This is a genomic window from Salipiger sp. (assembly GCF_059781815.1).
The window spans coordinates 1-17657 of record NZ_JBYNAH010000022.1 but is presented as its reverse complement, the minus strand read 5'-3'; the positions used below and the strand labels follow the sequence as shown (position 1 = coordinate 17657).

Annotated in this window: 18 protein-coding genes; 6 read left to right on the top strand and 12 right to left on the bottom strand. The window is 65.8% G+C overall.

Annotated elements, in window-relative coordinates:
• Positions 1-101: 101 nt before the first annotated feature.
• From AC6RA4_RS04290 to AC6RA4_RS04275, 4 genes are all read right to left on the bottom strand, one after another.
• Complete coding sequence (locus tag AC6RA4_RS04290) at positions 102-992, bottom strand: flagellin N-terminal helical domain-containing protein (protein WP_500157724.1); 891 nt, start codon at positions 990-992, stop codon at positions 102-104.
• A 115-nt stretch (positions 993-1107) separates the two neighbouring features.
• The gene (locus AC6RA4_RS04285) at positions 1108-1518 is read right to left on the bottom strand and encodes a hypothetical protein (RefSeq protein WP_500157722.1); all 411 of its coding nucleotides are present in this window, start codon (positions 1516-1518) and stop codon (positions 1108-1110) included.
• A gap of 5 nt (positions 1519-1523) precedes the next feature.
• On the bottom strand, positions 1524-1835 hold the full coding sequence (locus AC6RA4_RS04280; protein WP_500157720.1) for a rod-binding protein: 312 nt from the start codon (positions 1833-1835) through the stop codon (positions 1524-1526).
• An 11-nt stretch (positions 1836-1846) separates the two neighbouring features.
• A complete protein-coding gene (locus AC6RA4_RS04275) occupies positions 1847-2959 on the bottom strand; it encodes a flagellar basal body P-ring protein FlgI (protein WP_500157719.1) in 1113 nt (370 codons plus the stop codon).
• 185 nt (positions 2960-3144) lie between these two features.
• Here AC6RA4_RS04275 and AC6RA4_RS04270 point away from each other — a divergent pair, with 185 nt between their 5' ends.
• The gene (locus tag AC6RA4_RS04270) at positions 3145-3918 is read left to right on the top strand and encodes a winged helix-turn-helix domain-containing protein (protein ID WP_500157717.1); all 774 of its coding nucleotides are present in this window, start codon (positions 3145-3147) and stop codon (positions 3916-3918) included.
• On the opposite strand, the gene AC6RA4_RS04265 is transcribed toward AC6RA4_RS04270, so the two are convergent.
• The 4 genes from AC6RA4_RS04265 to AC6RA4_RS04250 all read right to left on the bottom strand — a co-directional run bounded on the left by AC6RA4_RS04265 (position 3886) and on the right by AC6RA4_RS04250 (position 9724).
• On the bottom strand, positions 3886-4947 hold the full coding sequence (locus AC6RA4_RS04265) for a flagellin N-terminal helical domain-containing protein (RefSeq protein WP_500157715.1): 1062 nt from the start codon (positions 4945-4947) through the stop codon (positions 3886-3888). The genes AC6RA4_RS04270 and AC6RA4_RS04265 overlap by 33 nt on opposite strands.
• A gap of 14 nt (positions 4948-4961) precedes the next feature.
• Positions 4962-6374, bottom strand: coding sequence for a flagellar hook-associated protein FlgK (gene flgK / locus AC6RA4_RS04260; protein WP_500157713.1), 1413 nt, complete (start codon positions 6372-6374; stop codon positions 4962-4964).
• Between the two features lie 29 nt (positions 6375-6403).
• Positions 6404-7705: a flagellar hook protein FlgE gene (locus AC6RA4_RS04255; protein ID WP_500157711.1), complete on the bottom strand. Its 1302-nt coding sequence runs from the start codon at positions 7703-7705 to the stop codon at positions 6404-6406.
• A gap of 141 nt (positions 7706-7846) precedes the next feature.
• Positions 7847-9724: a hypothetical protein gene (locus tag AC6RA4_RS04250; protein ID WP_500157709.1), complete on the bottom strand. Its 1878-nt coding sequence runs from the start codon at positions 9722-9724 to the stop codon at positions 7847-7849.
• An 81-nt stretch (positions 9725-9805) separates the two neighbouring features.
• Between AC6RA4_RS04250 and flgF the strand changes: the two genes are divergently transcribed.
• The 5 genes from flgF (at position 9806) to AC6RA4_RS04225 (ending at position 13542) form a co-directional block, all read left to right on the top strand.
• Positions 9806-10555, top strand: a complete 750-nt coding sequence (gene flgF / locus AC6RA4_RS04245) for a flagellar basal-body rod protein FlgF (protein ID WP_500157707.1) — start codon at positions 9806-9808, stop codon at positions 10553-10555.
• A 15-nt stretch (positions 10556-10570) separates the two neighbouring features.
• Positions 10571-11356, top strand: a complete 786-nt coding sequence (gene flgG, locus AC6RA4_RS04240) for a flagellar basal-body rod protein FlgG (RefSeq protein ID WP_500157705.1) — start codon at positions 10571-10573, stop codon at positions 11354-11356.
• 4 nt (positions 11357-11360) lie between these two features.
• Entirely contained in the window at positions 11361-12023 is a 663-nt protein-coding gene (gene flgA, locus AC6RA4_RS04235) for a flagellar basal body P-ring formation chaperone FlgA (RefSeq protein ID WP_500157703.1), read from the top strand.
• Positions 12020-12781 (top strand): flagellar basal body L-ring protein FlgH, encoded by a 762-nt coding sequence (gene flgH, locus AC6RA4_RS04230; RefSeq protein ID WP_500157701.1) that lies wholly within the window; start codon positions 12020-12022, stop codon positions 12779-12781. Before flgA ends, flgH begins: the two co-directional genes overlap by 4 nt.
• An 86-nt stretch (positions 12782-12867) precedes the next feature.
• Positions 12868-13542 (top strand): hypothetical protein, encoded by a 675-nt coding sequence (locus AC6RA4_RS04225; protein ID WP_500157699.1) that lies wholly within the window; start codon positions 12868-12870, stop codon positions 13540-13542.
• A 25-nt stretch (positions 13543-13567) separates the two neighbouring features.
• Here the strand turns inward: AC6RA4_RS04225 and AC6RA4_RS04220 are convergent, their stop codons facing one another.
• From AC6RA4_RS04220 to AC6RA4_RS04205, 4 genes are all read right to left on the bottom strand, one after another.
• Entirely contained in the window at positions 13568-14239 is a 672-nt protein-coding gene (locus tag AC6RA4_RS04220; protein ID WP_500157697.1) for a flagellar hook assembly protein FlgD, read from the bottom strand.
• Positions 14240-14256: 17 nt separating this feature from the next.
• Complete coding sequence (locus AC6RA4_RS04215; RefSeq protein WP_500157695.1) at positions 14257-15702, bottom strand: flagellar hook-length control protein FliK; 1446 nt, start codon at positions 15700-15702, stop codon at positions 14257-14259.
• Positions 15699-16439, bottom strand: a complete 741-nt coding sequence (locus tag AC6RA4_RS04210) for a sigma-70 family RNA polymerase sigma factor (RefSeq protein ID WP_500157693.1) — start codon at positions 16437-16439, stop codon at positions 15699-15701. Before AC6RA4_RS04210 ends, AC6RA4_RS04215 begins: the two co-directional genes overlap by 4 nt.
• 85 nt (positions 16440-16524) lie before the next feature.
• Positions 16525-17292, bottom strand: coding sequence for a hypothetical protein (locus AC6RA4_RS04205; RefSeq protein ID WP_500157691.1), 768 nt, complete (start codon positions 17290-17292; stop codon positions 16525-16527).
• Between the last annotated feature and the right edge of the window lie 365 nt (positions 17293-17657).

Here is a 17657-nt window from a genome sequence, read left to right as displayed (position 1 = left end):
GTGAGCCAGGCCCGGTTCGTCCGGTGCTCCGGCGGTGGGGGGGCGCCCCGAGGCGCCCCCCGATTGTCATGCCGTCAGCGGTCCGAAGACCGGCCGAGGGATTACTGGAACAGCGACAGAATGTTCTGCGGCGCCGAGTTGGCGATCGACAGCGACTGGGTTGCCAGCTGCTGCTGCACCTGAAGGGCCTGCAGACGGGCTGCTTCTTCTTCCATGTCGGCGTCGACCATCGAGGACACGCCGGTCTCGATGCGGTCGGTCAGTTCGCCGAGGAAGGTCTGCTGGGTCTCGATGGCCTTTTCCGCAACGCCGAGGCTGGTTGCCTGCTCGGTGATGGCGGTCAGGAACGCGTCGGCCGCGATCAGCGAGGTCTGCAGGTCGGCGGCGTAGGTTTCGCCTGCGACCGAGGCCGCGATGTCCGACAGCGATGCGTCCGAACCTGCGGTACCGGCGGTCGGGTCACCGACGCTGGCTTCCAGGTCGACCATGGTGAAGTCCTGGCTGGTGGTGGTCAGCGCGCCGCCCGAACGGCTGATGCCGGTGGTGACGGTCTTGGTGGTGCCACCAAGCGCGGTCAGACCGGCGGTGCTGATCAGGTTCTCGCCGTTGAACGAGGACTGGTCGATCGTGGTCTTCATCTGCTCGACGAGCGCCTGAAGTTCCTTACCGACAGCGGCCTGATCGACACCGTCTTCCTGGGCGAATGCCAGGCGGTCGACGAACTGCTGGGTCAGGTCCACGAGGGTTTCGGCACCGAGACGCGCGGTCGAGATCGAGCTCTTGGCCAGCGTCATGCTCTCGTTGATGCCGTTATACATCCCCTTTTCCGAGTTCATCGTGGTCGAGATCTGGAAGTAGGATGCGTTGTCCTTGCCGGACTCAACCTTGAGACCGGTGGAGATGCGGCTCTGCGTGTTCTCCAGATCCGAGTTGATCTGACGCAGAGTCGACAGCGCGTTCATCGCGCTTGCATTGGTATTGATGGAAGACATGTAGTTCTGCTCCGATTTCTATCGTTGTTGTTCGTCTTTCTGACGAAAACGGTCCTGCCGTACAGCAGGCGTAACACGCGAAATCGAAACAGTGAAAATTTTTGTTTCTGTCGATTCAGATCGACTTGTCGAACCGTTGCGAGGGAGTCACAGGTCCTTCTTTCGGTGACCCATCACGATCATAAAGGCCGCGAAGGCTTTGACGATCCCGGATTCTTTCGATTTCCCGCGCAACAGCCCCTGTTGCTTCGGTCATTCGCTTCAGAAGCGCCAGATCGGTGTGGATAAGATCGCGCAGATCGTCGAGCTTGCGACGCAGTTTCTGGCTCTGCGCGTCATCGCCTTCGAAATATTTTTCGCCCGATCCAAATGCTGTCTCAATTTCGCCAAGAAGCTCGGCTTTGCGCGGATACAGCTCTTCGACGCGGGCCAGCTGGCCCTGACCGATGGCGGCGATCTCGTCGCGCAGCAACCGGGCGAGCCGGTCGATGAGCTGCGCGGCACGGGCGTGGGTCATCTCGGTCATTGCAGTCACTCCATCTCGCGGGTCTGGGTATAGGCCGAAAGCGCGCGCTCGAGGCTGGCGGACAGCCCCGCCCCGCCCTGCTCGACGATCTCGCGGCTGAAGGCTTCGGCCAGGAAGAAGCGCCAGGTTTCTTCCGCCTGTCCGCCGCCGAAATCGCCGATCTCAACCTGCTTGAGCATCTCGTCGACCATCTGGGTGAGGAACATCGCCTCGAATTCCTTCACCGCGCTGCGCGGTGCATCCGGCGCGGCGGCGCCGGGCTCCGCCACCTGTGCGCCGGTGACCTGAAGCGCGGCCATGTTGGTGCTCACGTCCATTGCGGGGCTCCTCAGATGATTTCGAGATCGGCGTGCAGCGCACCGGCGGCCTTGATCGCCTGCAGGATCGAGATCGTCTGCGTGGCGCTCAGCCCGATGGCGTTGAGCGCATCGACCAACCGCTGCAGGCTCACGTCGGCGCCTTCGAGAATGGTGAAATGGGCCTCCTGCTCCTCGACGCCCACCGTGGTTCGCGGCACCACGACGGTGGTGCCGCCGATGGTGATCGGGTTCGGCTGGCTCACCAGCGGATCCTCGCGCACCATCACCGTGAGCCCGCCCTGGCTGACCGCAACCCGGTCGATCCGCACATTTGCGCCGATCACGATGGTGCCGGTCTTGGCGTCGACCACGACCTTGGCCACGCTGTCGGGCTCGAGCCGCAAATTCTCGACTTCCGAGAGCACCCCCGGCACGTCGCCCTTTCCGGCCCCGTGGATCGCCAGTTCGACGGTGCCGGAGTCCAGCACCCGGGCCGAGTTGCCGCCCAGCCGGTCGTTGATCGCGTCCGACATCCGCACTGCCGTGGTGAAATCGGGGTTTCGCAGGGTGATGCGCACAGAATTCAGCGAGGATAGCTGGAAGTCGACCTCGTTTTCGACGGTCGCCCCGTTCTCGATCCGCGCCACCGTCGGCACGCCTTCGGTGATCGACGCCGCCACACCGGTGGCCGAGAAGCCGGCCGTGGCGATCGGCCCCTGCGCCACCGCATAGACCTCGCCATCGGCGCCAGTCAGCGGCGTGACGATTAGCGTGCCGCCGCGCAGCGAGCTCGCGTCGCCCAGCGACGACACCACCACATCGATGGTCGAGCCGAGCCGCGCGAAGGGCGGCAGCATGGCGGTGACCATCACCGCCGCGGTGTTGGTGGTCTTGATATTGTCGTCGGACAGGTTGCCGACCCCGAGCCGCTCGAGCATCGCCTCGATACTCTTCTCGGTGAAGGGCGAGTTGCGCAGGCTGTCGCCGGTGCCGTTCAGGCCAACCACGAGACCATACCCCACAAGCTGGTTTTCCCGCACGCCCTCGAAGGTGGCGATGTCCTTGATCCGGACATCGGCCAGGGCCGGGAGGGCAAGGCAGAGCGCGCCGATCAGGGCGCCGAGGCAGGCAGCAATGCGCATGGGCTTCCGGGTGGATGGGTTTCCGTTGCTTCAAGATTAAACATGGAAAAGGGGGCACCATCAATGATTAAATCATGGATAGCGATACTATCCTTGTCTTATGCTTGACCGCAGGGCTTTAACAAAGCATGATCATTGCATCCGCCCATGGATAACAAGATCCGAAGGCCCATCGGGAGTGCGTGGTGCATATCTATCTTTACGAGCCGCGATCCAACGCTTTTAAAGGCCTTCTTTCGAGGCTGGACGAAGCCGAGTGGGAACCGGTCGCCGTCAATGACGACCTGTTCGACCGGGAGCTCGACCTTCTTGGAAGCGACGGTTACGCCGACCGGCCGGTGCTGCTGGCCGAGCATCCGCGGCTGGTGGAGCACATCTCGCGCCTGCGCCGCTCGGGCTGCCGCAATCCGATCCTCGTACTGCGCATGGCGCGCAATCCCGAGGCCGCGATGAGCGCGCTCGACGCGGGCGCCGATGACGATATCGTCGGGCCGGTGACCGGGCTCGAGCTGCGCAGCCGGGTCAACGCCATCACCCGCAGGTTCCACGGCCACGCCGCCGGCAGCCTGCGCATCGGCGACATCACTGCCTATTTCGATGGCCGCGATCCGGACGTGGCGGGGCAGCCGATGAAGCTGTCTCAGCGCGAGCTGGCGATCTTCCAGCAGATCGCGCTGGCTGCGCCGCGTGTGGTGTCGAAATCGGTGATCTACGACGCGGTCTACGGCATGGCGCAGGACCAGCCCTTCGACAAGGTGATCGACGTCTATATCTGCCGGATCCGCAAGAAGATCGAAGAGATGTCGCCCTCGGGCGATCCGCATATCCGCACCATTCGCGGACGCGGTTACAAGCTCGCCCCGGAAAACGCGGCCGAGCTTGCGGAAACGCGGCCGGCGCGGCTGCGGATCGCAGCCGCCTCCGGATCAGCTCATGAAGTCCAGAAAGCTCAGCTGTGACAGCTTGGCGGTGGCGGCATAGCTCGCCTGAAGCTGGGTCTCGAGCGCGGTGATGTTGGTCGCCGCCTCGTAGCTGTCGATTTCCACCATTTCCGCGACCCTGCTCTTGTAGAGGCTGGCGCGGTCTTCCATCCGGGTATTGGCCTCGTCGATCCGCGCCGAAGCGGTGTCGAGCTGGATCTGACTGTCGAGCAGACCCGCAAGGCCAGTGCTGAGCCGGTCGGTGGCGGCCGAGATCCAGGTCGCATAGGCGTCGGGGTCGTCGATCGCGGAAACATCGGTCGAGGCCAGCATCACAAGCCCCTGGAACACCTGCCGGAACGCCTCGTCATTGGCCTGCACGCCGTAGGTCACGGTGATGCCGTCGCCGATGCCGACCGACATCGGATCCGCCCCGGTGGCGCCGGTGAAGAACAGCGCATCGTAGGTCTGCTCCGGATCGGCGGCGGTGTTGTCGAAGATCGCGTCAAGCTCTGCAAGGCGCGCCTCGGCGTCGGCCTCGGTCTCGAGCCCGCCGGCCAGGATGCCCTCGATCACCTCTTCGGGGGTGAGCCCGGTATCGGCGCGGGCGCTGTCGTAATCCTGAACCGCAGTGGTGCCGTCGCTGGGGCCGGCAAACAGCGGAATCCCGCCGTAGTTCACGTTGACCAGCGACAGCAGCGACGCGAGCGAGGCCTTGGCCTCGGTCTGGATGCCGTCGGCGGTGCCGCCGTTCGAACCGGCATTTGCGACCGCGACTTCCAGCGTCTTCTGAATGGCTTCACCCATCGACCCGAGCGCGCTGCTCATGGTGTCGATGCGCCCGCCAAGCAACTTGTTGGCGGCGATCTGCGCCTCGTCGCGCTCGAGCGAGGCGTTCAGGTTCAGGGCCTCCGACGCGCTCGGCCCGAGGGATTTGTAGATGTCGCTCTTGACGCCGCTGGCCAGCTCCTGCTCGGCCTTGGCAAGCTGGGTCTGCATCTCGGCATTGGCGTTGCGCCGCAGCAGGTTGCTGTAGAGCGTCGAGGGTCCGCGGGTGAAACCGATCATCGGGGGCTCCGGGGTCAGATCGCGCTGAGCAGGGTGTCGAGCATCTCGGAGACGACCGACAGGGTCTGCGCATTGGCGTTGTAGGATTGCTGGATGGCGGTGAGCTGCTGCAGCTCGTCATCGACATTGACGCCCATGAAGGAGAGCCGCGAACTCTGCACCGCGATGGCGCCGGCGGCAAGGCTCTCTGCCGAGGTCTCGGCACTGGCGCGGGTGGTGTTCTGGCTCGAAATCAGTGTCGAGATATAGCTCGACAGCGTCATGTTGTCGCCCAGGCCCAGGCTCTCGTCGAACGTCATCGCGCTGTCGAGCACGTCGATGAAGTCCGTGACCTGGGTGTTGTCCCCGGCGGCCCCCGCCTCTTCGGCGCCAAGACCGTCCCGAATGCGCCAGAGCGCCCCGCCATTCTCGGGCACGACCGCGTCATTGACGGAAATCCGGCTGGCCAGCCCCGGCTCGAAGGGATCGGTCAGCGCCGCACCGTTGTCGGTGAAGAGACCTGCCTCGCCGGCTGCGAGGCTGGCATCAGCCTCGACCATGCCGTCGATCAGCGCCCGCGCGACCTCGTCGAGCTGGGCCTGCATCTCGGGCAGCACGGTGTTGAACAGCTCGATCTGCCCCGAGAGCGAGCCTTCGGAAATGCCGCGCTTGCCGGTCTCGCCCGGCGTGATCTCGACGTCGCCGGCGGTCAGGATGCCGGTATCGGCATCAAAGCTCAGCGTCTCGGCTTCGCCGCCGGTGACCAGTGCGGTGCCGCCGCCGGTAAAGATCTCGATCCGGCCCCGGCTGTCGGTCCGCGTGGTGAAGTCGATATATTCCGAAAGCGCGTCGAGCTCGGCACCAAGCTCGTCCTGCAACGCGAGCTGCGCGTCGGGAGACTGATCCTGGCTGACCAGACGCTCGCTCAGCTCCGCGATCTTCGAAAGCGAGGTGTTCACCGCCGCCACGTCCGACGCGATCGCCTCTTCGGCACTGTCCATCGCGGCGGTGAGATTGCCCCCCGCCCGGTTCAGCGCCTGCGCCAGTTCCTGCGCGTCGCCTATGGTGGCGCGTTGCAGCGCCGTGTCGGCGGGCGAAACCGCCAGAAGGCCGAGCGAGCTCTGGAAATCGGTGAGCCGGGTCAGCACCGTATCGGTGCTTTCGGTGTCGCCGAGCAACGTCGTATAGCTCTCGAGGCCCGCCGCGATCGCGTCCTGCTTCGAGGTGCGGCCCACCTCGCTGCGGTACATCGCGTCGAGCGCGCTGTCGACGGCGCGGGTGATCTCGCTCACCTGCGCCGCGCCCTGCCCGTCGGTGGTGATCTGGGTCTCGCGCCGGGCGTAGCTCGCGTTGTTGGCGTTGGCGATATTCGTCGTCACGGTTTCCGCCCAGCGGGAGCTGGTGCTCATCCCGCTGCGCGCCGCGTTGAGGGCGGAGATCAGGCTCATGGCGTATTCCTATCCGGCAACCGTGCCGATCAGCGCTTGAGGTTCACGGTCTCGTTCAGCATCTCGTCCGCCGTGGTGATGATCTTGGCGTTCGAGGAATAGGCGCGCTGGCGCTGGATCAGGCTGGTGAGCTCTTCGGCGATGTCGACATTGGCCGACTCCACCCCGCCCGAGGTCAGCGTGCCGGTTTCGCCGGTGCCGGCGCCGCCGAGATAATAGCTGCCGGAGGTGTTCGACATGTGGAAGGTCGAGTTGTTGCTGGTCTCGAGCCCGTTCGGGTTGGCGAAGGTCGCCAGCGGGATCGAGTAGAGCGCCTTGCGGGTGCCGTTGTCGAACACGCCCCAGACATCGCCGAACTCGTCGAACTCGACCCGGGTGAGCGTGCCGCTCTCGCTGCCGTTGGGCTCGACGGTCATCGGGGTGTAGTCGCCCGAGAACTGGGTCAGCCCGTCGAAGCTGTCGGGGGTGCCCAGCGACATGGTGATGACCTGCGGCTCGGTCGCGTTGTCGATGGTGATGGTCATCTCGCCGGTCGCCACGTCGAAGGCGAACCCTGCGGGCGCCGCGGCGCTGACGGTGACATCGCCGTAAGCCGCCGGCGAGCCGACATTCTCGCCGCTGTCGTTGAAGGTCATGGTGACGGTGCCGTATTCGGTGTTGTCGTCCGAGATCGTCACCACCCACTCGTCATCGTTGACGGTCGGCTGGAAGGAGAGGGTCAGGCGCTCGGCCTCGCCCAGCGAGTTGTAGTATTCCGCCGAGGTCACGAAGGCCTCGCCCGGGGTTTCGAGCCCGGTCTCCTGCGACGGCAGGTTGCCCGAGATCGACACATCGGTGGTGGCGGTGCCGCTGAGGGTCTCGCTCGCGATGTTCACCGGCTCGAGATCGCTGAAGCTGGCGCGGTCGACCGGGCCGAGCGTGCCGTCTTCACCGTAAGAATACCCCATCAGATAGAGACCGGCGGCATTCACGAGGTTGCCGTTCTCATCGGGCTCGAAGCTGCCGACGCGGGTGAACATGTTGCCCGAGGTGTAGGAGGCGTCGATGTTCGAGTTCACCACGAAGAAGCCGTTGCCGGTGATCGTCAGGTTCGAGTCGACCGACGTGCTGGTGAAGCTGCCCTCGGCGGTGTTGGAATGCGTGACCGTGGTCGCCACGCCGGTGGCGAACGCGCCGGAGGCCGAGCTGGAGCCCGACGTCACCATCTGCGAAAAGCTGCGCCGGTAGCCGACAGTGTCCGCGTTCGCGATGTTGTAGGAAATTCTCTCAACCGCGTCGGAGTTCGCCATCAGGCCGCTGACTCCGGATGCCATCGCGTTGGAAATGCTCATGTCCGCCTCGCCTTTTTTGTGTCGGTGGTACCACCACCGTTCCCCAACCAAATACCAGATCTCGGTTACACCATGTTTAAAGATCTGTTTACTTGGCAATTTTCACGCGAATCTTGCCAAAATTTGATCTCACAACGCGCACTAGTTGAGTTGTTCGGCTCCCGGCAAGGTTTCGAGCATGTCCTCGGCACTCTCGATCCTTGCGCGGGCGGTCTCCTCGCGCAGGGGCAGAAGCTCGGGTGCGGCCTGGGTCAGGCTGCGGGCGATATCGTCCCATGCCGGCAGTTCGGTCAGGGCCGGAAAGGCACGGGCGATCTCGGCGGTCAGCGCCATATCGCCGCTACGATGCGCCGAGAGAAGGTAGCGGATGCTGTCCGGCAGCGGCATCGCGTCGCCCAGCCGGTCGTGCAAAAGGCCGTAGGCCGCAACCGCGCCGGGCCAGTCGCCCTCGTCGAACCGCGCCTGCGCGCGCAGGCGCAGCACCTGCTCGGGCGCTTCCTCGGTGGCCTCGCCCAGCAATTCGCTGGCCCGCCCGGTCTCTTCGAGATAGCGCGCCGAGATCATCTCATGCCGCCGCCGCAGCGCGGGATCGCTCAACTCCATCGACTGCGACAGCAGCGCGCCCAGCGTCTCCCACTGGCCGCCCGCCGCCAGCGCCTCGGCCTCCTTCACCTTCAGCCGGTCGAGCTGCTCCGCCACCGCCTCGGTGATCCCGAGATCCTGCCCCGCCGTGAGGTAGTCATGGATCGTGGCGTATTCGCGCGCAGCGATGGTCGTCGCCCCGGCCTTCAGGAAGGTGTCGGCCAGCCGTTCCGACGCCTCGGCAAAACTCGCGTTGAAGCGGAAGAACGGCGCGATGCGCTCGTGGCTCGCCATGAAGCGGCCAAGCGAGATCTCGCGCGCGGCGCCCTTGCGGTAGAGCTCGTCGATCAGTGCCCGCGCCTTCTGCTTGGCCTCCATCGCCTCGGGGCTTTCCGGGTGCCGCACGATGATCCGGCCATAGGTTTCGATCGCGCTCGCGGGATCGTCGGCAATGAGCTGCAGCGAGGCGAGGTCCCGCAGGGTCTGCGCGCCGTCTTCTCCGCCGCGCCACATCTCGGCCTCTTGTGACAGCAGCGCCACCGCCTCGTCCAGCTCCAGCGCATCGTGCTTGAGCCCGAGATCGACCAGCGCCGTGCGCGCCCGGTGCGCCCAGAGGTCGTCGCCGCCCTGAGCCTGCACGTAGCTGTCGAACGCCGCCAGAGGGGCATCCCCAGCCTCGGCCACCCGCCCGAGCAGGAAGTGATAGGCCGCACCGCCCTTGAGCTCGGGATAGGCATCGAAGGCGGCGGCGAGATCGCGGGCCAGCCGCCATTGGCGGGTCTCGATGGCGCATTCAAGCAGCCCCGGCAGCACCCGCTCCTGCACCGGCTTCGAAAACCGCGCCAGCCGCGTGACGGCCTCGTCAAGGACAGCGCCCGCCTCGGCGCAGCGCTCTTCGCGGATATGCGACAGGGCGAGGAACAGCGGCTGGTCGGGCCAATCGCCATGCCCGGCATCGAGCAGCGCGCGGGCGCGGTCGGTCAGCGGGCGGTCGCGCAGGTCGATCAGACCAAGCGCCAGCTCGAAAGCGGCGGCGCGCAGCTCATGCGCCAGCGGCACACCCACCCCCTGCACCGCACCAAGCACCGACAGCCCCTCGGGCGCCAGCGCATGGGCAAAGTAGAACTCCGCCAGATCGGTCAGCGCGCGGGCCTGCGCCGCCTTGTCGTCCCCGGCATTGCGCAGCTTGCGCATCAGCGCCCGGCGCTCTTCCAGAAAGGGCAGCGCCTCGCGCCGCTCGAGATAGAGCGGCGGCGGGTCGATCACCTCGAGCGGATTGAGCAAAGCGGGCGAGAAGCGATCCTCGAGCGTGGAGGCCACGACACCCGCCTCACGCTCCGCCAGCGCCGGGCCGGCGCAGAGCAGCAGCGCAAGGACGGCCGCATGCGGGCCTTGAAAAGCGCAAGGATAGGCCACTTTCTTTGATCGCCTCGCCATGATAATACTTGCGTTATCCTAGCAAAGCCCGCATTCTTCGCAAGAAAAGAATGAACGGGCAAACATTGACAGGCACTGCGCATGGATAATTCGACCTATGTCGCGCTCTCCAAGCTGACCGCGCTCGAGCGCCAGCTCGACGTGACCGCGAACAATATCGCCAATGCCAATTCCAGCGGCTTCAAGGCCGAGCGGGTGCTGTTCGAAAGCTACCTCGAGCAGGACGAGTCCTCGCTCACCGGCGAGGGCACGAACTACGTGCTCGACCGCGGCTCTTATGTCGATGACACGGCGGGGGTGGTGGTGCAGACCGGCAACCCGCTCGATCTCGCGCTCACCGGCCAGGGCTGGTTCGCCTATGAAATGCCCGACGGGCGCATGGCATATGGCCGCGACGGCCAGCTCGTGCTCGATGCGCAGGGCCAGGTGACCACCGCCAGCGGCGCCCGGATCCTCGACCTCGGCGGCGCGCCACTGAACCTACCGCCGGAATTCGCCGGCTCGATCTCGATTTCGGATGACGGCGTGATCACCTCGCCCGAGGGCGGCGTGATGGGGCAGGTCGGCATCTTCGAACTGCCCGACCGCCAGACCCTGACCCGCGCCGGCGGCGGCATGTTCGTGCCGAACGCAGACGCGCAGGGGCTGGTCCCCGACGAGACCGGCACCAGCGTGATCCAGGGCGCGGTCGAAAGCAGCAACGTCCAGCCGGTGACCGAGGTCACCCGGTTGATCAACATCCAGCAGGCCTATCAGCACGCGCTGAACCTGATCGCATCGGATGACGAACTGAAAAAAGAAATGCTGACCCGCATCGGACGGAACAGCTAAGCGAGGGACTGGAAGATGAAGGCACTGGGCATCGCCGCCACCGGCATGATGGCGCAACAGACCAATGTTGACGTGATCTCGAACAACATCGCCAACGCCAACACCACCGGCTTCAAGAGCGCCCGGGCGTCGTTCACCGATCTGATCTACGAAAACCAGTCGCGCGAGGGGGCCGTCACCGCCGAGGAGGGCACCACCCGCCCGATCGGGCTCGACATCGGCCTCGGCGTGCGCTCGGTCGGCACGCTGCGCCTGAACACGCAGGGCGGCCTGACCCAGACCGAGAGCCAGCTCGACCTTGCCATCGACGGGCGCGGCTACTTCACCGTCAACCTGCCCGATGGCGGCCAGGCCTACACCCGCGACGGCTCGTTCCGACTGTCGGCGGAAGGCCAGATCGTCAACCATCAGGGCTTCGAGGTCGACCCCGGCATCGTGCTGCCGGACAACACCACCGCAGTCGAGATCAGCGAGACCGGCATCGTCAGCGCCTATGTCGATGGCGACGCGACCCCGGTCGAGGTTGGTCAACTGACCCTGACCACCTTTGTCAACGATGCCGGCATGCGCCCCTTGGGCAACAACCTGCTGGAAGCCACCGTGGCCTCGGGCGACGCGATCCCGGCGCTGCCCGGCGATGCCGGCGTCGGCATCCTGCGGCAGGGCTATCTCGAGGCCTCAAACGTCGACATCATCCGCCAGATCACCGACCTGATCCAGGCGCAGCGCGCCTACGAGATGAACTCCAAGGCGATCTCGACCGCCGACGAGATGATGTCCGCCGCCAACCAGATCAAGTAACGCCATGCTCCGCCGTCTCGCCGCCCTGCTCTGTGCCCTGACGCTCACCGCCCCGCCCGCGCTGGCCGAGACCACCGAGGTGCTGATCGAGGAACAGGTGCGCGACAGCTGGGGCGACACGCTGCCCATCGACGCCAGCATCCACATCCGCTTCACCGCGGGACCGGTAGACGAGGCCGAACTGATCTCGGCCTTCTGGATGGACAAGGACACCGGCAGCTTCCTTGCCAACGCGGTGACCGAGGACGGCATCACCCACCGGCTGCAGGGGCTCGCAGTGGCCAAGCTCAGCCTGCCGGTGCCGACCCGCCGGCTGATGCCCGGCGAGATCGTCGCCGCCGACGACATCAAGGTTGTCGAGCTGCCGGTCGCCCGCGTGGGTGTCTTTACCCTGACCGATCCCGAGATGCTCGAGGGCATGCAGGTGCGGCGGATGCTGGCGCAGGGCCGCCCGGTGATGCGCCAGTCGGTGATGGAGCCGCTGGTGATCGGGCGCGGCGACAAGGTGAATATTCTCTATGATGACGGCCGGCTGGTGGTGACCGCCCCGGGCCGCGCGCTGACCGACGCCCATCGCGGGCAGGACGTGCGCATCGTCAATCTCGTCAGCAACAACGCCCTGACCGCCGTCGCGCGCGAAGAAGGGCTCGTGGAGGTGATCCGATGACAACCCGGCGCGTTGCGCTTCTCACGGGCTCGGCCCTGACCATTCTCGTCGGCTGCGGCACCCCCGCCTTCGACCGCGATCCGCAGCTCAGCCCGGTCGGCGTCGACCCAGAAGAACTTGCCGCCGCACGGAACGTCACCGTGCCGATGCCGCCCCCCGAGGCGGTGCGCGTGCCCTACCGCGCCGAGGGTGCCTCGCTCTGGGAGCGCGGCTCGTCCGGCTTTTTCGGCGATCAGCGCGCCACAAGGGTGGGCGACATCCTGACGATCATCATCGAGATCGACGACGAGGCGAGCCTGAGCAACGAGTCCGACCGCAACCGGACCGGCAGCAGCACCCTCGCCTTCCCCAAGTTCTTCGGCTACGGCACCCAGATCGACAAGATCCTGCCCGGCGTCGGCCCCGAGGATCTGCCCGAGGGCAACCTCGTCGACATCACCTCGACCACCGGCGCCGCGGGCGATGGCTCGATCAACCGCAACGAGGCGATCTCGCTGCGCATGGCGGCGCTCGTGGTTCAGGCCCTGCCGAACGGCAACCTCGTGGTGCTGGGCCGGCAGGAAGTCAAGGTCAACGAGGAGCTGCGCGAGCTGCGCGTCTCGGGCATCATCCGCCCGCAGGACATCGACCGCGACAACTCGATCCCCTACGACAAGATGGCCGAAGCCCGCATCGGGTACGGCGGGCGCGGCTCGATCAGCCGCCAGCAGACTCGCGGGTATGGCGAGGACGTGATGGACATTATCTTGCCGTATTAAATCCGGTTTGGGCCATGTTTGGATAAAACTGTCGCCCGAATTGGCCCGCATAACCGAACCTGACCAGGAACATGCGGGATTCGGTTATGAAGAAAGCCTATATTGCCTTCGCGGCCCTGCCGATGCTTTGCGGGGCCGCCGGTTTTGCGGGTGGGCAATTCATTCCCTCCGACAAGGAACACGGCACCAAGAACGCTGCGCATGAAGCGCCGGCGCATGGCACCGGCCACGATGCCGACCCGACGCATGGCGAGGAAACCGCCGGCCGCAGCGAGGCCGAGAAGGTTCTCGACAAGCTGGCCAGCAGCGCGCCCGAGCATCTTCCCGAGGAAGAGGGCGGCAGCCACGGCCACTCCCCGAGCCAGGCCGATGCCGGCCACGGCGCGACCCCCGAGCACCAGACCGCCAGTCTGATCCGCAAGGATCCCTTCGGCGACAGCAGCGTCGTGCGCCTCGGCCGCGTCAGCGTGCCGGTCTACCGACCCAACAGCGTGACCTACGTGGTTTCGGAAGTGGGTGTCGCGATGCGTGACAAGCAGACCGCCGAGGTCTTCAACGTCGCCGAGAACGCATCGCGCCTGCGCGACGTGATCCTCGCCTCGATGCACAAGGCCGCCGGAACCTCGGCCATGCAGGGCCCGAGCATCGATACCGAGAAGCTGACCCAGACGCTGATCTCCGACCTCAAGGCCGATTTCGGCGAGGGCGTGTCGGACGTTCTGTTCCTGTCGCTGATCAAGGCCGACGTGCCGCGCAGCTAAGGCTGCCCGGCGCGCCGGTCGCGCCTTAGCGGATCTCTTCGATCAGCCCGGCGAGCGTGCTCTCGCCGTTCGCCATGTGCAGCGTCGCCAGCCCGTCCTCGTAGGTCATGCTGTTGACCAGCGAGGCCGCGTAGGTCTGTCCGGCGACGCTGTTGCCCTCGTCATCCGACGCGCTCAGCACCATGTAATAGGTGCCTTCGGGCAGCGGCAGACCTTCGTAATCCATGCCATCCCAGGTCACGTCGTGCAGCGCATCGGTGCTGCCTTCAAGCCCGTCATAGGTGCGCAGCACCGTGCCGTCCGCCGAGACGATCGACATCGAGACCGTGGTGGCCTCAGCCGCGAGCCGGTAGCTCGCCACCGCAGAGCCGCTGTCATCGAGCGCGATCTGATCGGTCGGCGCCACCACGCTGCGCCCGATCAGGTTCAGCCCGGTGATCGCCGACATGCTGGCAAGCTGCGTGGCGATGCCTTCGAGGTTGTCGTTCACCGCCACCGACTGTTCCAACTGGCTCAGCTGCGCGAGCTGAGAGATGAAGGTGGTGCTGTCCATCGGCTCCAGCGGGTTCTGGTTCTGGATCTGCGCCGTCAGAAGCGTGATGAAGCTCTCGTAATCCTCGCTGAGTTGGCTCATCGAGGTCGAAGCGGTGGTGCTTGCGCCGGTCACGGTGCCGGTGCCGAAAGGATCGATCGCCACGGCGCTCTCCTCTGAGTTCAAACCTGGATGTCGACCCCGCCGCTCAGCGGCAGGACGACCTGTTTCACTTCCATCTCGGGCTCGGCGGCGGCCGTCTCGCCGGCAAAGCCGAACGTCGCTTTGGTCTGGCCCGCCTGCCCCTGCGTCTGGCCCTGCCCGGAATCGCGCGCCCCGAGATCCGAGAAGCTCAGCGACTTGCCGTCGACCTGATGGCCGGCGTCGCGCAGCATCGTCAGAAGCCCCTCGCGGTCGGCGCGCAGGGCCGACAGAACCGAGGCCTGTTCGGCGCGCACCGTCACCTTGAGCTGGCCGCTGTCATCGGGAACAAGGTCGATCTCGAGCGCGCCCAGGCCCTCGGGTGTCAGTGCGACGCGGATGCTGCCGCTGTCGCTCACGCTGGCGCGCACCTGGTTCAGGATTTGCTCAGAGCTCGGCGCGGCCGGCATCTGGGCCAGTCGCGGCGCTTCGGTCTGCAGCAGCGGCGCCGCCTCGGAGGTGCCGGCGGCAGGCGCGACCAGAGCGACCTGGATCTGCTGACCGGACTGGGGCGCGTCGGAGGTGGCAGAGCTTGCCGCCTGCACCAGCGGCACCGTCTGGGGCTGCAGCGCGCGCTGGGTCATGGTGACCGGCGTATCGGCGCTCTCGAACGCCGCGCTGTCGAGCGCTGCGGCTTCGTCGGAGTTGCCATTGCTCAGCACAAGATCCGAGAGCTGCGCCCCACGCGCCGGCTGGGCAATCTCTTCGGCCATGCCGAGCACCCGCGCCGCGAGCGCCTGAACGCCCGGTTCCGAGGCGACCTGACGGGCAAGCTGCGTTTCATCGCCTTCGAGCGCGGCGCGCAGGGCGGGCAGCGCCTCGGCCAGGGCGCGCCAATCGCCATCCGTGGCACCCGGATCGGCCCGCAGCCCTGCCAGCGGCACCGCCTGCCCGGTCGCGACAGCTTGTGCGCGCGTGGTCTGGATTGCCTCTGTCACGCCCGTGGCGTCACTCTCGGTGACGGCCCCCTGCCCCGCCTCGCGCCGCGCGACTGGCGTCGCTTGCGAGGCTTTGGCTGTCAGACCGTCTTCTGACAGCGCCGGCTCGGCGGGCGCTTCGCCGTTTGAAGTTGCCTCGACCGTGGCCTCCGCGGCATCGCTCGAGCCCCCGAGCGCGACCTGCCCCAGAGCCGCACGCAGCCGCGCCATCTGCTCCGGTGCCGCCGCAACCGCCGCGGCAAGATCTTCGAGCATCGGCGCTAGGATCGCCTCGAGATCCGCATCGGTGAGATCGGGGTCGGCCAGCGCCTCTTCCGCCTCCGCGAGGATCTCTGCGACATCCGAGTTCTCGCCGTCGGACACGGTTCCCGCATCGCTGCGCAGGAACGCCATGATCGAGGCAAACGCCCCGTCGCCTTCGGCCGTCGTGGCCGCGGCAGTCTTGCCGGGCTCGGGCTGCGCGCCGAAGATCGAGAGAAGTTTCATCATGACAGCACGTTCCGCGAAAAGCCGCAGTCGATCAAGACGCGGCGCAGGCGCATCATCGCCCGCCGTTCGACCTGCCGCAGCCGGTCCTGTGAAACGCCGAGATCGGCGGCGATATCCGAGAGCGGCTCGGGCTCCGGCGACAGACGGCGGCGGCGGATCACCGCGACCTCCTCGTCATCCATGCGCGACAACGCGTCCTCGATGAGGCGCATCAGCATCCGGCGCTGGCTCGACAGGCTGGCATGTTCCTCGGGATCGGGCTCGGACGACACAAGGATGTGCCCGAGATCGCGGCCGTCATCGGCCGGATGGGTTTCAAGCGCCACCGTGCCCCGCATGGCGAGCTGCGTGATGAAAACGTCGTCATCCGAGAGCTTGCCCATCTGCGCGTCGAGATAGGTGCGTGCGGGAATGTCGATCACCGCCTTGATCCGCGACAGCGCCGACGACACCGCGTTGCGCACCCACCATGCCGCATAGGTCGCGAAGCGCACATCTTGCGCCCGGTCGAAACTGTCAGCGGCACGCAACAAGCCCATCAGCCCCTCTGATGCGAGATCCTCGAGATGCACCGGGTTGTCGGTGAACCGCGCCGCGTGCGACCAGGCCTGCCGCGCATGGGAGCGCAGCAGCACCTCGAGCGCGGCACGGTCGCCGCGATCCTGCCAGCCGCAGATCGCAGCCCGCTCCTGCTCGAAACTGAGCAGCGGTTCGCGCATCGCGGAGTGATACGACATGGACATCATGAAGAAAACGCAAAGTCATCCTTATCTGCAAGGACAAGTAAGCATAATTCCTAATATGTCGGAAGAACTTAATGATTTACTGAAGGTTAAAGCGGGCCGCGAGCCGGCTTTGCAGGGTCGGCGTCTCACGCTCGGGTGCGCCGAGCACGGCGCGCAGCACCGCTTCCATGCGGCTTACCCATTCCGACAGCACCAGCGGTTTGTCGGCGACGCGCAGCAGGTCGCCGTTCACCATGCGCGGATCGGGAGCGGTAAAGCCCGGATCGAGGCGCGACAGGTAGCCCTGTAGCGACGGCTGCCAGAGGAAGTCGGGGCGCGAGAACAGCGTCGGATCGGGCAGACGCCCGCCCTGCTCTGACACCCAGTGCCGCTCGAGGCTCCGCCCAAGGCCGAGCGCGAAGGACTCGATGTCGAGCACAGTGCCCTGGGCGCGCAGCGCCGCGGCCCGTCGCATCGCGGCGTGAGCGGTCAGGTAAAGCGCATCGGTTTCGCGCTCCATCGGCACGCCGGCGAGGTTGAGCATGAGTTGCAGGCTCTCGCCGACAGCGCCCCCCATCAGCATCGACAGGTCGGTTTCCTGTTCGGGCAGGAACACCACCATCGTGCCATAGGGCAGATCGACCGGAAGCTCTTCGACGAGCACGTCGCCCAGCGGCAGCGCCGGGGCAAGCTCGAGTTCGTCGGACATGGCCAGCGGCCGGGTGCAGGATTTTCCGGCAAGAAGGCAGACCGAGCGAACCGGGAGAATGCGGCTGAACATGGTCTCGAAGGCACGGTAGCCGTCATGGATCGGAAGCGTCACGCCGTCCTGCCAGATCAGACTGAGCACCTCTCCGCTTCGCATGTTCGACGCGTCCCCCGTGTCGTGTGTTTGCCTGTTCCCACACTATTTCTGGGGTCGGCACCGGGGAAGCCACCAAATGTTAAGCGCCAGACAAGATATAGACGAACCGGAGGGGCGAGACTCTATATAAGGGGCACATCAACCAAATGCTAAGGCATTGTGTTTGCCTGATAAATTCCGGAATGAAAAGAGCCTGATAGCGCAAAATCTCGCTCCACACCCTCTGAGTATTCTTAACATTAAGGAAAAAATGTGTGGATATACTGCAGAAACTGCCGCGCCATCCCCTAGATGTGGTGACTTCTGCTACAGTTAGCCCGGCAGTGCGGACTCACTGTTGTGCAGCCGCGCTGCCGGCGCCCTCG

Coding starts and splice junctions, on each gene's coding strand:
- AC6RA4_RS04205 (WP_500157691.1), bottom strand. CDS start 17,292: ATGCGAAGCGGAGAGGTGCTCAGTCTGATCTGGCAGGACGGCGTGACG.
- AC6RA4_RS04265 (WP_500157715.1), bottom strand. CDS start 4,947: ATGATCGGTTTCACCCGCGGACCCTCGACGCTCTACAGCAACCTGCTG.
- AC6RA4_RS04210 (WP_500157693.1), bottom strand. CDS start 16,439: ATGTCGTATCACTCCGCGATGCGCGAACCGCTGCTCAGTTTCGAGCAG.
- flgG (WP_500157705.1), top strand. CDS start 10,571: ATGAAGGCACTGGGCATCGCCGCCACCGGCATGATGGCGCAACAGACC.
- AC6RA4_RS04285 (WP_500157722.1), bottom strand. CDS start 1,518: ATGACCGAGATGACCCACGCCCGTGCCGCGCAGCTCATCGACCGGCTC.
- AC6RA4_RS04280 (WP_500157720.1), bottom strand. CDS start 1,835: ATGGACGTGAGCACCAACATGGCCGCGCTTCAGGTCACCGGCGCACAG.
- AC6RA4_RS04250 (WP_500157709.1), bottom strand. CDS start 9,724: ATGGCGAGGCGATCAAAGAAAGTGGCCTATCCTTGCGCTTTTCAAGGC.
- AC6RA4_RS04255 (WP_500157711.1), bottom strand. CDS start 7,705: ATGAGCATTTCCAACGCGATGGCATCCGGAGTCAGCGGCCTGATGGCG.
- AC6RA4_RS04275 (WP_500157719.1), bottom strand. CDS start 2,959: ATGCGCATTGCTGCCTGCCTCGGCGCCCTGATCGGCGCGCTCTGCCTT.
- flgF (WP_500157707.1), top strand. CDS start 9,806: ATGGATAATTCGACCTATGTCGCGCTCTCCAAGCTGACCGCGCTCGAG.
- flgA (WP_500157703.1), top strand. CDS start 11,361: ATGCTCCGCCGTCTCGCCGCCCTGCTCTGTGCCCTGACGCTCACCGCC.
- flgK (WP_500157713.1), bottom strand. CDS start 6,374: ATGAGCCTGATCTCCGCCCTCAACGCGGCGCGCAGCGGGATGAGCACC.
- AC6RA4_RS04290 (WP_500157724.1), bottom strand. CDS start 992: ATGTCTTCCATCAATACCAATGCAAGCGCGATGAACGCGCTGTCGACT.
- flgH (WP_500157701.1), top strand. CDS start 12,020: ATGACAACCCGGCGCGTTGCGCTTCTCACGGGCTCGGCCCTGACCATT.
- AC6RA4_RS04215 (WP_500157695.1), bottom strand. CDS start 15,702: ATGATGAAACTTCTCTCGATCTTCGGCGCGCAGCCCGAGCCCGGCAAG.
- AC6RA4_RS04225 (WP_500157699.1), top strand. CDS start 12,868: ATGAAGAAAGCCTATATTGCCTTCGCGGCCCTGCCGATGCTTTGCGGG.